Genomic DNA, 15,514 nt, shown 5'->3' on the forward strand with positions numbered 1-15,514 from the left:
CGTCGGTCGGGTCAGGCGCGGGCAGGCTGAGACTGGATCAGCGCGAGCACGCCGTGCAGCGGAACCTGCGCCCAGTCGGTGCGGTTGTTGAGCTCGTAGCGCAGCTCGTAGAGCGCCTTCTCCAGCTCGAACAGCGCGAGCAGTTCGGTGTCCACGGCGTCGCCGTAGCCGGCCAGGAAGGCGTCGCGCGTGGCCCGCTCCCAGGCGATGGCCGGGGCAGCGAGCCGCTCGGCCTCGTCGGGGCTCTGCGCCACCCGGCGCAGCGCCGACCAGCGCGCATAGTTGAACGAGCGCAGCATGCCCGCCACGTCGCGCAGCGGCGAGCTCTTGGTGCGGCGCTCCTCGAAGGTGCGCGCGGGCTCGCCCTCGAAGTCGATGATGACGAAGTCGTTGTCCTTCACCAGCACCTGGCCCAGGTGGTAGTCGCCGTGGTAGCGCGTCTTGACGCCCGCGCCCTCCACCGGATGGCGCGACGAGATGCCCGCCTGCAGCGCATCGGCCGCGGCGAGCAGCGTGCGTCCGTCGGCCTGCGCGGCCGGCGGCAGCAGCTCGATGCGTTCGCGCAGCAGCGCGAGCGTGGCCGTGGCGTCGTTGGCCGCATGCGTCTTGAAGCCCGCGAAATCGGCGGCCGCGAGCGGCTCGGGGTCGAACGCCGCGGCGCCGGTGCGCGCGGCCAGCGCATGGTGCAGCTCGGCCGTGCGCCGCCCCAGCGTGGCCATGAGCGCGAGGAAGCCGCCGTGCACGTCGGCCACCTCGGGCCCGTCGGGCGCGCTGCCGTCGGTGGTGGCCACATCGCGGAGAAACCGTTCCAGGTACCCCAGCGTGTAGTCCCAGCCGTCGCCCTGGTTGGCCATGTAGCTCTGCACCATCGCCAGCGTCATGGTGCGGCCGTCGTTGGTCATGTACTCCAGCGCGCCGAGCACCGGCACGCAGTTCGGATAGCGCGCCACCTCGGTGAGGAAGCGGCCCATCTCCAGCTCGGGGTTGATGCCCTCGCGCACATGGCGGTAGCCCTTGAGAAACAACGTTTCATTCAGCGTGACCACCGTGTTGCTGCTCACGCCGCTCGGGCGGCCGACCGGCAGCGCGTCGATGTCCACGGCCACCTGGGCAAACGCCGCCGTCGGCCTGAAGACCAGCTTGCCGTTGGCGGTGGACAGTTCGGCGCCCCGGCCGATGATGCGCACCAACTCGCGGCAGAACGCCTCGTCGTAGAAGGCATCGCCCATGAGCCCGACCTGCGCCTGCTGGCGGATGCGGGCGATGGCGGCCTGCGCCACGCCGGCCATGCGCTCTTCGTCGCGCTCTTCCCAGGCGAGCGCGAGCGGCATGAAGTACGTCGCGCCGCCGGGCGGGCCGTCCAGGTCGAGCAGCGGCAGCAGCCAGCTCTGGCCGTTGGCCTCCCACACCGCATGGTCGACCAGCCGCGCGCGCTGGATCGCCGTGCCCTTGGAGGCGTACCAGCGCTGGATCTCGATGTGGCGCGGCAGCGTCTCCAGCTCGAACTGGTTGCGCATGCGCTCGGACATGCCGATGCGCCAGGGCATCACGCGCTCGCGGAAGAAGCTGGTCCAGCCGTCGAACAGCACCAGCGTGGGCCACTCCTGCAGCGCCACGCCCTGCTCGTGCCAGCTGGGCGCATCGGCCTCGGCCGTGAGCTTGAACCAGTAGAAGCCGTACGACGACAGCGTGAGCAGGTACGGCAGCTCGCCGATCGGCGGAAACGGCGCGCGGCCCAGCATCTCGATGGGCACGAACCCCTTGAACTCCGAGAGGTCCAGCTCCACCGGCTGCGCGGCGCGCGAGAGGTTGAACACGGTGAGGATCACGTCGCCGTCGTGCTCGCTCAGGTACGCGAGGATCTTGCGGTTGCCCGGTTTCAGGAAGCGCCGCTTGCCGCGCCCGAAGGCATGGCTGGTCTTGCGCACCGCGAGCATGCGCTTGGTCCAGTTCAGGAGCGAGCTGCTGTCGCGCGTCTGCGTCTCCACGTTCAGGGCCTCGTAGCCGAACATCGGGTCCATGATGGGCTGCAGGTACAGGCGCTGCGGGTCGGCGCGGGAGAACCCGGCGTTGCGGTCGGGGCTCCACTGCATGGGCGTGCGCACGCCGTTGCGGTCGCCCACGAACACGTTGTCGCCCATGCCGATCTCGTCGCCGTAATAGATGATGGGCGAGCCCGGCATCGACAGCAGCATGCCGTTCATGAGCTTGACGCGGTCCAGGTCGTTTTCCATCAGCGGCGCCAGGCGCCGGCGGATGCCCAGGTTGATGCGCGCGCGCATGTCGGCCGCGTACATGGTGTACATGTAGTCGCGCTCCTTGCTGGTCACCATCTCCAGCGTGAGTTCGTCGTGGTTGCGCAGGAAAATCGCCCACTGGCAGCCCTCGGGAATGTCGGGCGTCTGCGCCATGATCTCCACGATCGGGTGCCGGTCTTCCTGCGCGATGGCCATGTACATGCGCGGCATCAGCGGGAAGTGGTATGCCATGTGGCACTCGTCGCCGTCGCCGAAATATTCCCGCACGTCCTCGGGCCACATGTTGGCCTCGGCCAGCAGGAACCGGTTCTTGTACTGCGCATCGATGGCCGCGCGCAGCCGCTTGATCACCGCGTGCGTCTCGGGCAGGTTCTCGTTGCTGGTGCCGTCGCGCTCCACGAGATACGGAATGGCATCCAGCCGGAAGCCGTCCACGCCCATGTCGAGCCAGAACTTCATCGTCTTGAGGATCGCCTCCATCACCGCCGGGTTGTCGAAGTTCAGGTCCGGCTGGTGGCTGAAGAAGCGGTGCCAGAAGTACTGCTTGGCCACCGGGTCCCAGGTCCAGTTGGAGGTTTCGGTGTCGGTGAAGATGATCCGCGTGCCCTGGTAGATCTGGTCGGTGTCGCTCCACACGTAGAAGTCGCGCTCGGGCGAACCGGGCGGCGCCAGGCGCGCGGCCTTGAACCACGGGTGCTCGTTCGAGGTGTGGTTGATGACCAGCTCGGTGATCACGCGCAGGCCCCGCTTGTGCGCCTCGGCCAGCATTTCGCGAAAGTCGTCCAGCGTGCCGTACTGCGGGTGCACGTCTTCGTACTCGGAGATGTCGTAGCCGTCGTCGCGCAGAGGCGACGGATAGAACGGCATGAGCCAGATGGTGTTGACGCCCAGCTCCTTCACATAATCGAGCTTGGCGGTGACGCCCCGGAAGTCGCCCATGCCGTCGTTGTTGGAGTCGAAGAAGGCCTTGACGTTGAGCTGGTAGATCACCGCATCGCGGTACCACAGCGGATCGTCGCTGTTGTCGATCTCGACGGTTTCCAGCGCGATGTGGGAGACGGGTGCGTTCATGTGCGAATCACCTTCTTTGTTATAGGAAGTAGTCGAAGTCGCGCTCGTCGCCATGGCGGCGGCGGACCACGAAGATGTGCGCGGGCACGCTGTGGGGGTCCAGGCGCACGTAGTGCCAGTCGCCCTGCCACACGAAGCGCTGGTCGCTCAGGAGGTCGTGCATCTGGAACGCCTGCCCGCCCTTGACGCCCACGCTCGCGGGCTCCAGCCCGACCCAGCCCCACTGCGCGTTGTGCGGGTCGAGGTTGACGACGGTGACGATCACGTTGTTGCCGTCGGGCGATGCCTTGGCATAGGCCAGCAGCTGGTCGTTGTCCACGTGCAGGAAGCGCAAGCCCCGGTCCCACTGCAGCGCCGGGTTCTCGCGGCGGATGCGGTTCACCCGCGCGATGAAGGGCGCAAGGCTCGCGGGGTCGTCGTGGTTCCAGTGGCGCAGCTGGTACTTCTCGGAGTCCAGGTACTCCTCGCTCGCAGGGCCGCGCGGCAGGTGCTCGCGCAGCTCGTAGGCCGGGCCGTAGATGCCGTAGTTGGCCGCGAGCGTGGCGGCCAGCACAAGGCGCGACATGTACACGGCGCTCTCGCCGGTCTGCAGCGCTTCATGCAGGATGTCCGGCGTGTTGGGCCAGGCGTTCGGACGGAAGTAGTCCGCGCCCGGGCCGCTCGATAGCTCGGTGAAATATTCCTGCAGCTCTTCCTTGGTGTTGCGCCAGGTGAAGTAGGTGTAGCTCTGCGAGAAGCCCGCCTTCGCGAGCCGGTGCATCACCTTCGGCCGGGTGAAGGCCTCGGCCAGGAAGATGGTGTCGGGGTGCTCGCGCTTGACCTCGCCGATGACCCACTCCCAGAACGGAAAGGCCTTGGTGTGCGGGTTGTCCACGCGGAAGATGCGCACGCCCTCCCCGATCCAGTGGTCGAACACGCTCTTGAGCTCGGCCCAGAGGCCGCGCCAGTCTTCGCACTCGAAGTTGAACGGGTAGATGTCCTGGTACTTCTTGGGCGGGTTCTCGGCGTATTGCACGGTGCCGTCGGGGCGCCAGCGGAACCAGTCGGGGTGCGCCTTCACGTAGGGATGGTCGGGGGCGCACTGGAAGGCGATGTCCAGCGCGATCTCCAGGCCGTGATCCGCGGCCCGCGCGAGCAGGTGGCGGAAGTCTTCGGCGGTGCCGAGCGCCGGCAGGATCGACTTGTGCCCGCCCTCGGCCGCGCCGATGGCCCAGGGGCTCCCCACGTCGTCGGGGCCGGCCTGCAACGTGTTGTTCGGTCCCTTGCGCTGCATGCGCCCGACGGGGTGGATCGGCGGAAAGTACAGCACGTCGAAACCCATCGCGGCGATGGCCGGCAGGCGCGCCTCCACGTCGCTGAACGTGCCGTGCACGCCCGGCTCGCCGGTGGAGCGCGGAAAGAGCTCGTACCAGGTGCTGAAGCGGGCGCGCTCGCGGTCGGCCACCAGCGGCAGCTCGACGGGATAGCGCGCCGCATGCCGGCGGTCGGGATGGCGGCGCGCGAGCTCGGCATATTCATCGTCGAGCGCCAGTGCCTTCAGCGAAGCCACGTCGGACCCCGGGTTGGCCGCGCTCGCATCGAGCTCGGTGGCCCAGCGCTGCAGCGCGGCGCGGTCGGCGCCCTCGGCGCGCCCGGCGGCCGCGGCGATTTCCAGCGCGCCCACCTGCGCGGCGATGCGCACGTCGTCGGGGTCGACGCGCCGCGTCAACTCATGCCGCCACGACTCGAACGGATCGACCCACGCCACCACGGTGTAGACGTAGCGCCCGAGCGACGGCGGGGAGAACGCGGCTTCCCACACGTCGTTCACGAGCGGCTTCATCGGCACTTCGCGAAAGTCCTTCTGCTCTTGCGCGCGCCAGCACAGCTGCACGCGCAGCACGTCGTGCCCGTCGGTGAAGCAATGCGCGCGCACCGTGACGCGTTCGCCGGCCACGCACTTGACGGGAAAGCGCCCGTTGTCCACGCACGGCAGCACCGCGTCGATGACCGCGCGGACGGCGCCGTCGGCCTGCTGGATGTCGGCGCCCGTGGCGCTGTCGGTGACCGCGGCGGAGGCGGTCTTCGTCGAGAAAATGTTCTTCATCAGGGCCGGTGCTCCAGGATCAGCGTGGACAAGGGCGGCAAGGTGATGCACACCGATTGCCTGTGTCCGTGGGAACGCACGGGCGCCGCCTCGACGCCCCCGAAATTGCCCCAGCCCGAGCCACCGAACTCCGCGGCGTCGGTGTTGATCACCTCGCGCCAGTGGCCGCCCAGCGGCACGCCGAGCAGGTAGTTGGTGCGCGGCACCGGGGTCATGTTGCTCACCACGAGAAGCGGCGGACTGCCGTCGCCGGCCTTGCGCAAGAAGGCGAAGACGCTCATGGCTTCGTCGTCGGCGGTGACCCACTCGAAGCCCGCGGAGGAGAAGTCCAGCTGGTGCAGCGCGGGCGCGCCGCGGTACACGCGATTGAGTTGCGCCACCAGCCGCTGCACGCCGCCGTGCCCCTCTTGCTCGCACACCCACCACTCGAGCTCGCCGTCGTGCGTCCACTCGCGGCGCTGGCCGAATTCGCCGCCCATGAAGAGCAGCTTCTTGCCCGGGTGCGCCCACATGAAGCCGTAGAGCGCGCGCAGGTTGGCGAACTGCTGCCACGTGTCGCCGGGCATCTTGTTGATGAGCGAGCCCTTGCCGTGCACCACCTCGTCGTGCGAGAGCGGCAGCACGAAGTTCTCGTGGAAGGCATACACCAGCGAGAAGGTCAGCTTGTGGTGGTGGTACTTGCGGTTGACCGGGTCCTCTTTCATGTAGGCCAGCGTGTCGTGCATCCAGCCCATGTTCCATTTCTCGCCGAAGCCCAGGCCGTCCATGTCGGTGGGCCGCGAGACGCGTGGCCAGGCGGTCGATTCCTCGGCCACGGTGACGGTGTCGGGGTGCTCGCGGTAGACGGCGCGGTTCAGCGTCTGCAGGAAGTCGATCGCTTCCAGGTTCTCGCGGCCGCCGTGGCGGTTGGGAATCCATTCGCCGTGCTTGCGCGCGTAGTCCAGGTAGAGCATCGAGGCGACCGCATCCACCCTGAGGCCATCGAGGTGGTAGAGGTTCAGCCAGAAGAGCCCCGACGACACCAGGAAGCTGCGCACCTCCGGCCGGCCGTAGTTGAAGATGCTCGAGCTCCACTCGGGATGGAAGCCCTGGCGCGGATCGGCATGCTCGTAGAGGTGCGTGCCGTCGAAGTAGCCCAGGCCGTGCTCGTCGGTCGGAAAGTGCGAAGGCACCCAGTCCAGCAGCACGCCGATGCCCTGCTGGTGCAGGTGATCGACCAGGTACATGAAGTCCTGCGGCGAGCCGAAGCGCGAGGTGGGCGCGAAGTAGCCGGTGGTCTGGTAGCCCCACGAACCGTAGAACGGATGCTCGGTCACCGGCATGAGCTCCACGTGCGTGAAGCCCATCTTCGTCACGTACTCGGCCAGCTGGTGCGCGAGCTCGCGGTAGCCGAGAAAGTGCCCGTCCTTGCGGCGCCATGAGCCCAGGTGCACCTCGTAGACCGACTGCGGCGCATCGAGCGCGTTGTGCGGGCCCCGGTTGGCCATCCACTCCGCATCGCCCCATTCGTACGAGAGCTCGCAGATGCGCGACGCGGTGGCGGGCGGCGGCTCGGCGGCGAACGCGACCGGGTCGGCCTTGTCCACCGTGTAGCCGTCGTGGCGCGAACGGATGCGGTACTTGTAGGCCTGGCCGATGGCTGCGTTCGGCACGTGCCCGCGCCAGATGCCGGTGCCGTCGGGGCTGGGCTGCAGCGGGTCGGCGTCGCCGGACCAGTAGTTCCAGTCTCCCACCACCGACACCGATTCGGCGTTCGGCGCCCACACGGCGAAGTGCGCGCCGCCGCCTTCATCGGCATTGGCAGGGTGGCACCCCAGCACGTCGTACAGGCGGGAATGCGTTCCTTCACGGAACAGGTAAGCGTCTCGATCGTCCAGCGATGAATGGTTCAGCGGCACGGCGTTCCTTGATGGGGCCCGCGGAACGGTTGTTCAAGGAACGACGCTGGCCTCCGCATGGCTGCCACCAATTTGCGGGAACGACGTGCACGGCAGCTACGGTGCGTGTCTCCTCGCCGTGTCGGAGAGCTGCCCGTATCGCGCCACGGGCGGGCCGGGATGAAACGGTCTCCCGGAAATAAAACGTTCAGGCGGCGATCGCGTCGTCCTCGCGCGTTGCCACCGGTGCACTGCGCTGCACCGCGAAGTCGGCCAGCGTGAGCGTGACGACCGGCTGCCGCGGATTGGCCCGGTAGCGCGCGATGACGGCGGGCTCGATCGCGTGGAAGTGGTTCCTGCAGACATCCAGCAGCCGGTGCCCGACTTCGCGCGTGCCGAAGCCGTCGTGCAGGGTGTCTTCCGATATCTGTGCCACGACGCGTGCGCCCTTCGGCCCGTCGGGATAGACGGCAAAACGCACCGACGCGGTATCGAAACAATAAATACCCTCGAAATCCATGACCTTTGTCTCCTTGTGTGAGCGCTGTCGCGGCAAGGATTGAAGGCGCGCACGGCGATGGTGTGCGGTGGAATCGAGCGCATGTTCGCGTAGGTGTGTTCCTACAGCGCGACTAGGCCATCGAAGGCTGCCCGTTCGAGGCCATGAGCCCGCCGTCCACGGGCAGCGCAACGCCGCTCACGAAGCTCGCGTCGTCGCTCGCCAGGAAGGCCACGACCGCGGCGATCTCGCTGGGGTCGGCGCCGCGGCCGAGCGGAATGCGCTCCTTGAACTTGGCCATCAGTTGCTCGTCGTCCTTCATGTCCTCGGTCATCGGCGTGAAGGTGAGGCTCGGGCACACCGCGTTCACGCGGACGCCGTCGCGGCCATGGTCGAGCGCCAGCGCCTTGGTGAAGTTCACGATCGCGCCCTTGGACGCGTTGTAGAAGCCCATGCCCCAGTCGCCGCCCAGGCCCGAGACCGAGCCGGTGTTGACGATGCAGCCCTTGCTCTGGACGAGATGCGGCATCGCGGCGCGGCAGCCGTGGAACACCCCGCCCACGTTGGTCGCCATGATCTTGTCCCAGCCCTCGAACGGCGCCTCGGTGACGGTGCCTTCCACCGCGATGCCCGCGTTGTTGAACAGCACGTGCAGCGCGCCGAAGCGCTCGATGGTGGCCGCCACCAGCGCCTGCACCTGCCCGTAGTCGGACACGTCGGTGCGCTTGACCAGCGTGCGCTCGGGCGGCAGGTCGCGCGCCACCTTGTCCAGCTTGGCCTGGGTGTCGCCGGCGAGCACGACGTTGGCGCCCTCCTGCGAGAAGCGGCGCGCCGTGGCTTCGCCGATGCCCGAGCCGGCCCCTGTGACGATGACGACGCGGTCCTTGAAACGTTGCATGGTGAATCTCCTGGTTGCGTGAAGGCGGTGAGGTGGTGCGGTGGTGCGTGAAGGTGCAAGAGCGCGAGCTTCGGCAGGACCGCAAGCCCACGATGTCAGCCGGAGGCGATTGCGCTGTCGGATGACGACCCAAGACGCTCAGCGGCCGTACTTGCGCACGCTGAGTTCGCCATCGCTCTCGAGCATCGCCAGGCGCACTTCCGACAGGTCGTGGACGCCCTTCTCCCTGAGCTTGGACATCAGCTCGTCCACCGTAATGAGCTGGCGGCGCAGCGTCCTGTGAACGATGCGCCCGTGCTTGACCAGCGGCGCGGGCGGCGGCTCGATCAGGCGCGCCACCACCGGCGAGTGGTAGCTGCCCCAGTCGAGCAGGTAGTTCCAGCCCACCAGCGTCGCGATGAGAACGAGCCCGTCGGTCACGGTCTTGTATTCGCCCTGCATCGCGTTGCTGGAGGCATCGGCGATCAGCACGACGAACAGCAGGTCCGCCACGCCGAGCGAGCCGACGTCGCGCCGCAGCAGGAAGCGAAAGACCAGCAGCAGGAACCAATAGACCACCGTGCCCCGCAGCACCATGTGCCAGGAAGGCATCTCCAGGCGAAAGAGTTCCGAGAGCGATTCCATGGCGTTCCTTCGTCCGTTGCCGCTTGTTGTTCGTTTGCCGTTCGGTTGTGCCTGGATGGTTCAGGCCGGGCTCTTCGACACCGGCTTCGTGATCGTCGCGTTTGCCTTGGCGCCGAGCGTCATCTCGGTGATCCACGACACCAGCAGCGCGCCGTAGGCCTGCCGCGATTCCTGTTTCGACAGCGCGTGGTCCGCGCCCGAGAGCACGCGGTAGGTGACCGAGCGCACGCGCTTGAAGGCGGCCAGGTAGTTCTCCAGCACCGGGTGCGGCACGGTCTGGTCGTCTTCCGATTCGACGATGAGCACGTCCCCCGCGAACGCCGCGCAGGCCGCGAGCGCGCGGTTGTCCTTCGGGCCGACCAGCGAGCGGCGGTAGGCCACGAGATCGGTGCGGCTGAGCTTGCCCTTGGGCGTGTCCCACTCGCGGTCGCGGTACAGCGCCGGCGCGCGCAGCGCGAGCCAGCGCACCGGCCGCAGCGCGGTCACCAGCGCGGCAAGGTAGCCGCCGTAGCTGCTGCCGACGATGGCCACGGACGCCGGGTCGACCGTCGGGTGGCCGACCAGCGCGTCGTAGGCGGCAAGCACGTCGCGCAGGTTGTCCTCGCGCGTGACTTCCATGCGCTGCGCGGCGTGGCGCGCGTGGCCGCGCAGGTCGAAGGTCAGGCACACGCAGCCGAGCGCGGCGATCTCCTGCGCGCGCTTCATGTACTGCTCCTGGCTGCCGTCCCACCCGTGCACCAGCAGCACGCCGGGCACCATCGCCGAGGCGGCGAAGAGCGTGCCCTCGATGTGCTGGCCGTCCACGGCGATATCGATGGCGCTATGGCGAGTCGGCATGGGGGTTCAACAGGGTGTATTTGGCGAGCGGCCCGACCTGCGGATCGACGCCCTGGTAGGACACGATTGCGTGCGCGGGCACCGTCGCCGGGCCGTACACCTCGAAGGTGGACGCGCGAACGCGCTCGCGGGCGGGATCCGCGTGGAACGATTCGAGCGCCGCGATCTCGGCGCCCGTCGCGCCGCCCACCCGCCACGACTGCTCCAGCACGCCCGAGCGCCATGCGCCGCCACGGCCGGTGCCCTGTGCCACGTCGTAGTTCGTGCGCGAGGCGAAGAAGCCGGGGTAGCAGTCGAGCACGGCGCGGTGGTAGCGCCGCGCCTGGTCGATGGCGTGGCGAAGCGGCGGCGCGAGGTCGGCGGCGGCCAGCAGCGCCTCGAAGTCGCCGCGCACCAGCGTGAGGTCGGAGCCGCCGTAGACCTCTTCGCCCGCGTTGTCGCGCGCCAGGCGCTGCTGGCCGTAATAGCTCACGACCATGCGCTCCACGATCACCTGCCCGACGCTGTAGGTGACGGGGCGCTCCAGGTTCTCCTCGAGCACGACGCCGTGGCTGGCGATGTCGGCCTCGTCCATGGCGTCGATGCAGCGGTCCAGCGCCTCGGCGCTGCGCGCGACGACCTGGCCCCGGCCGCCGGTCGCAGTCACCGGCTTGATGCGCACCACACCCGCGCCGAGCAACGTGCGCCCTGCCCTGCGCGCCTCGTCGCGCGAGAAGCACGAGAACCCGTCCAGCGCCGAGCCGGCGATCTGGTCCGCGAAGCGCGGGTTCCAGCCCGGCGGTTGCGGCGCCTCGGCACCGGCCACGGGATGGGTGATGGCCTTGGTCGCGATGAACGCGTGCGGCACCACGCCGCCGAACAGGTCGTGCACGCCGGCGATGCCCATGGCCTCAGCGAGACCGGCGTCGGTCACGGTGTTGCTGGGCACGAAGTACGGCGCCCCGGTGTAGGACTGCCGTTCGTCGTAGTCGCCGGCGTAGTCGCAGCCCTTGAGCACGGCCAGCCGCCGCGCGAAGTCGCTGCGGGTGGCGTGCTCATGCGCGCTGCAGTAGGCCTGGGGGTCGAGGTTCCACGTCACCAGGCTGCGCGGTTGCGGCCGCAGCGGTGATGGTGCGGGCGACGTCGATGCCGATCCGGCAGGCCGGGGGCGGAGGGCCGTTTTCATGGCGGGCGGGGTGATCGGTGGCAGGCGCCGGTCAACGCCGGGCGTCCTTGCTCGTGCTCTTCTTGTCTCCGTCCTTCTCCGCCGAAGGCAGCTTCACCTTGGTGACGGTGACGGACACCGGGTCGCTCGCGGGAAAGGATTCTTCGACCCCGCTGTCCAGCGCTTCCTCGCTGGCGGGCTGCTCGACGGGCTTTTCCTGCTCGGACGGTTTGCCATGGTTCTCCGACGTGGGAAAGGGAAATGGCTTCTGCTCTTTCTGCTCTTTCTGTTCCTTGGTCATGGTGCGCTCCTGGCAATGTGGGCCCCTCCCCGAAAGAGGAAGGCGCCAGCCCATGGTGGGCCGGTTCGGGCCGCGCGCGGTCGGAAGGCGCTGCACCTGCGCGTGGGAACAGTCCCGCGCGGCGGCACCGGCGGGCAAAGCTACGAGGCGACGCTCGTGACGATGAATGCGACCGACGCCACCGCCATCGCGGCCGTCGCCGCCCAGCCCAGCACGCGCCAGGCGAGCGGCAGCCGCAGATCGCCCATGAGCCTCCTGCTTCCGGCCGCGAGCATCACGCCGACCATGATCGGCACCGACATCAGCGAATTGATCACCGCCGCCCACACCAGCGCCTTCATCGGGTCGATGCCGATGAGGCTGATGCCCATGGCGCACACCATGGCCGCGGCGAGGATCGCGTAGAACGCCGGCGCGGCGCCCACCGGTTTCTCCAGCCCCCGGCGCACCTTCAGGAGTTCGGCGCAGGCATACGCCGCCGAGCCCGCGAGCACCGGCAACGCGAGGAGCCCCGTGCCCAAAATGCCGAGCGCGAACAGCACGAAGGCCGCATCGCCCGCGACCGGCCGCAGCGCCTCGGCGGCCTGCGCGGTCGATTCGACATCCAGCTGGCCGTTCGCGTGCAGCGTGGCCGCCGCGGCCACGATCATGAAGAAGGCGATGGCGTTGGAAAAGCCCATGCCCAGCCAGGTATCGAAGCGCAGCCGTCGCAACTGCGCGGACGCCTGGCGCGGCGCCTTCCTGAGCGGCTTGTCCTTGTCCACGCGCTCGATTTCTTCCACCTCCTGCGCGGCCTGCCAGAAGAAAAGATAGGGGCTGATCGTCGTGCCCAGGATTGCCACGACCATCTTCACCGTCTCCGCATTCCACGTCACGTGCGGCAGCACCGCGCCCGAGAGCGCCGCCTTCCAGTCCACGTGCGCGACCATGGCCACGCCCACGTAGGCGAGCAGTGAGAGCGTGAGCCACTTCAGGATGCGCACGTAGCGCCGGTACGGCAGCCACGCCTGCAGGCCGAGCGAGACGACGCCGAACGCGAGTGCGTAGAGCGCCTCGTCCCCGCCGATCGCCAGCCGCGTGACCTCCGCCATCGCGCCCAGGTCGGCCGCGAGGTTGACGATGTTGGCCACCAGCAGCAGCACGACCGCCATGGCCACCACGGGCCGCGGCCACAGCGTGGCGAAGGCCGAGGTGAGCCCACGCCCGGTGGTGCGCCCGATGCGCGCGCTCGCCAGCTGAATGCCGACCATCAACGGATAGGTCACCAGCAGCGTCCACCCCAGGCCGTAGCCGAACTTCGCGCCGGCCTGGGTGTACGTGGCGATGCCGCTCGGGTCGTCGTCGGCCGCGCCGGTAATGAGGCCGGGGCCGAGCTTGTGCCAGAAGCCCTGCTTGTCTTCTTCGCCTTCGGGCACCGCCGCCTGCGCTTCGGCGGGCGGGCCCAGGCCCAGGTCATGGGCGCCTTTCACCACCGGCGGGTTTTCCACGGTGGCTGCGCCTTACACCCGCGGCGGATCGGTGTCGCGCGCCGGATGGCGGTGCATGCCCACCGCGGCGATGAAGTCGGTCACGGCGGTGTCGGCATGCGCGCCATCCGCGAGGATCAGGCCGGGGTCGTCCGAGCCGTCGGGCAGGCTCATCGGAATGCCGGCCTCGGTCAGCAGCGCCTGCGAGGCGCCGAGCGCGAGGATGGTCTTGCAGTGGCGGTACTGGTCCTTCACGAACTCCATCGAGTGGCCGTCGGCGGCCAGCGCCTCCACCGCCGCGAGGCCGTCGGGCAGCACCAGCGCATCGAAGAGGAAGCCGGGGCTGTTCTCCATGCTGGCGTCGGCCTCCAGCTTCTCGCCGCCCGCCGCCGTGTACGTGCCCAGGCGCGGGCCGACCAGCCGCGGCACCGCGCCCGCCTGCACCAGCGCCGTCACCAGCTTGCCGATGGACGCGCCCTCCGCGCCATCGGCCACGAGGATCGCGATCTTTCGCGTGCGGATGCCGCCGTCGCCAGGGCGCGCCATGAGCGAGAGCGCGGGCGACTTGTCGACCTCGGGTGTCGCGGGCGTCTCCAGCGCCTTGGGCAGCGGCGCGGGCAGCTCCATGCCGAGCCCTTGCGCCACCTTGGCGGCCAGATCGGGCGACGCATTCAGCAGGCTCGCCACCACGCGCTCGCGCACCGCCGGCACCGTCACCTTCGAGAGCTCGAAACGGAAGGCGGCCGCGATGTGCGCCTGCTCCTCGGGCGTCTGGCTCTCGAAGAAAAGCGTGGCCTGCGTGTAGTGGTCGGCGAACTTCTCGGGCTTCACGCGCACCTTGTCGCTGCTCTCCTTGGCATCCAGGCGCTTGGCGATGCTCGCGAAGCCCTGCGCCGCGCCGGCCTGGAACGGGCAGCCGCCGCCCAGCGAATTGGGCTCGTAGGCGGTGCGCCCGCGATGGATGGCCTGCCGGTGCATGCCGTCGCGCTGGTTGTTGTGGACCGGCGCGATGGGCGCGTTGATCGGCAGTTCATGGAAGTTGGGTCCGCCCAGCCGCGTGATCTGCGTGTCGACGTAGGAGTGGATGCGCCCGGCCAGCAGCGGGTCGTTGGTGAAGTCGATGCCCGGCACCACGTGCGCCGTGCAGAACGCGACCTGCTCGGTCTCGGCAAAGAAGTTGTCCGGGTTGCGGTTCAGCACCATGCGCCCGACGATGCGGATCGGCACCAGCTCCTCGGGAACGATCTTCGTCGCATCCAGGATGTCGAAGCTGAACTGCTCGGCCTGTTCCTCCGTGAAGATCTGCAGGCCCAGCTCCCACTCGGGGTATTCGCCCGCGTCGATGGCCTCCCACAGGTCGCGGCGGTGGTAGTCGGGGTCGGCGCCGGAGATCTTCACCGCCTCGTCCCACACCAGCGAGTGCGTGCCCAGCTTGGGCTGCCAGTGGAACTTCACCAGCACCGATTCGCCCGCCTCGTTCACCAGCCGGAAGGTGTGCACGCCGAAGCCCTGCATCATCCGGTAGCTGCGCGGAATGGCGCGGTCGCTCATCTGCCACATCAACATGTGGGTGGATTCGGGCATGAGCGAGACGAAGTCCCAGAAGGTGTCGTGGGCCGACGCGGCCTGCGGCATCGCATGGTGCGGCTCGGGCTTCACGGCATGCACGAGGTCGGGGAACTTCATCGCGTCCTGGATGAAGAAGACCGGCATGTTGTTGCCCACCAGGTCCCAGTTGCCTTCGTCGGTATAGAACTTGACCGCGAAGCCGCGCACGTCGCGTGCGGTGTCCTTGGAGCCGCGCTCGCCGGCCACCGTCGAGAAGCGCACGAACACCGGCGTGACCTTGCCGGCTTCCTGGAACGGTGCCGCCTTGGTGAATTCGGTCTGCGGCTCGTAGCACTCGAAGAAGCCATGCGCGCCCGAGCCGCGGGCGTGGACGATGCGCTCGGGAATGCGCTCGTGGTCGAAGTGCGTGATCTTCTCGCGCAGGATGAAGTCTTCGAGCAGCACCGGGCCGCGCGCGCCCGCTTTCAGCGAGTTCTGGTTGTCCGCGACCGGCACGCCCTGGTTCGTGGTGAGCCGCTGGCCGCCCGAATCCACGCGCACGCGGTCCAGCGTGCCGATGGTGGCGTTGGTGCCTTCGGGCGCGACCGAGCCGGTCTTGCCGGACACGTTCGATTCCGAGGGCGTGCTGCCGGTGGGCAGCCGCGACGCCGGCTTGGCGCTCAGGCCGACGGGCGCCTCCGGCGTGTGTTCGAGCGGCTTGTTGGTGTTGGCGGGCATCGACGCGGCGAGCGCCTGCGTGTCGATCGCCTTCTGCGCGGGAATGTCGCCCTTGCCCGCCCCGGGCGGTGCCGGGTGGGCGGGGCCGCTGTCGGTGTTGCGTGCCGCGGAGCGGGCGGCGTCGAGCGCGGAAGGCGGCGCGCTCGCTCGGGGTTGTTTGGCCATGT

11 protein-coding genes are annotated in these 15,514 nt (G+C 68.8%); all 11 read right to left on the reverse strand.

What is annotated here, in order from left to right; all coding sequences use genetic code 11:
- Positions 1-11: 11 nt before the first annotated feature.
- The 11 genes from treS to JC881_RS01130 all read right to left on the reverse strand — a co-directional run bounded on the left by treS (position 12) and on the right by JC881_RS01130 (position 15,512).
- Complete coding sequence (gene treS / locus JC881_RS01080) at positions 12-3,329, reverse strand: maltose alpha-D-glucosyltransferase (RefSeq protein ID WP_198783870.1); 3,318 nt, start codon at positions 3,327-3,329, stop codon at positions 12-14.
- Positions 3,330-3,348: 19 nt separating this feature from the next.
- The gene (locus JC881_RS01085; protein ID WP_198783871.1) at positions 3,349-5,415 is read right to left on the reverse strand and encodes an alpha-1,4-glucan--maltose-1-phosphate maltosyltransferase; all 2,067 of its coding nucleotides are present in this window, start codon (positions 5,413-5,415) and stop codon (positions 3,349-3,351) included.
- Positions 5,415-7,313: a 1,4-alpha-glucan branching protein GlgB gene (gene glgB / locus JC881_RS01090; protein WP_198783872.1), complete on the reverse strand. Its 1,899-nt coding sequence runs from the start codon at positions 7,311-7,313 to the stop codon at positions 5,415-5,417. The genes JC881_RS01085 and glgB overlap by 1 nt, the downstream gene beginning before the upstream one ends.
- Before the next feature lie 187 nt (positions 7,314-7,500).
- The gene (locus JC881_RS01095; RefSeq protein WP_198783873.1) at positions 7,501-7,812 is read right to left on the reverse strand and encodes a hypothetical protein; all 312 of its coding nucleotides are present in this window, start codon (positions 7,810-7,812) and stop codon (positions 7,501-7,503) included.
- A 112-nt stretch (positions 7,813-7,924) separates the two neighbouring features.
- The gene (locus JC881_RS01100; protein ID WP_198783874.1) at positions 7,925-8,689 is read right to left on the reverse strand and encodes an SDR family NAD(P)-dependent oxidoreductase; all 765 of its coding nucleotides are present in this window, start codon (positions 8,687-8,689) and stop codon (positions 7,925-7,927) included.
- Positions 8,690-8,827: 138 nt separating this feature from the next.
- Positions 8,828-9,313 carry a DUF421 domain-containing protein gene (locus JC881_RS01105; RefSeq protein ID WP_198783875.1) on the reverse strand — a complete coding sequence of 162 codons (486 nt, stop codon included), beginning with the start codon at positions 9,311-9,313 and terminating at the stop codon, positions 8,828-8,830.
- Positions 9,314-9,373: 60 nt separating this feature from the next.
- On the reverse strand, positions 9,374-10,150 hold the full coding sequence (locus JC881_RS01110) for an alpha/beta hydrolase family protein (protein WP_198783876.1): 777 nt from the start codon (positions 10,148-10,150) through the stop codon (positions 9,374-9,376).
- Positions 10,134-11,315, reverse strand: a complete 1,182-nt coding sequence (locus JC881_RS01115; protein WP_198783877.1) for a DUF3182 family protein — start codon at positions 11,313-11,315, stop codon at positions 10,134-10,136. Before JC881_RS01115 ends, JC881_RS01110 begins: the two co-directional genes overlap by 17 nt.
- 31 nt (positions 11,316-11,346) lie before the next feature.
- Positions 11,347-11,595 (reverse strand): hypothetical protein, encoded by a 249-nt coding sequence (locus tag JC881_RS01120; RefSeq protein ID WP_198783878.1) that lies wholly within the window; start codon positions 11,593-11,595, stop codon positions 11,347-11,349.
- Positions 11,596-11,735: 140 nt separating this feature from the next.
- Positions 11,736-13,082 carry an NRAMP family divalent metal transporter gene (locus JC881_RS01125; protein WP_332875171.1) on the reverse strand — a complete coding sequence of 449 codons (1,347 nt, stop codon included), beginning with the start codon at positions 13,080-13,082 and terminating at the stop codon, positions 11,736-11,738.
- Between the two features lie 12 nt (positions 13,083-13,094).
- A complete protein-coding gene (locus tag JC881_RS01130; RefSeq protein WP_198783879.1) occupies positions 13,095-15,512 on the reverse strand; it encodes a catalase in 2,418 nt (805 codons plus the stop codon).
- Positions 15,513-15,514: the final 2 nt, after the last annotated feature.

It is taken from the genome of Variovorax sp. IB41 (genome assembly GCF_016405905.1).
In the GTDB taxonomy this organism is placed as follows: Bacteria; Pseudomonadota; Gammaproteobacteria; order Burkholderiales; family Burkholderiaceae_C; genus Variovorax.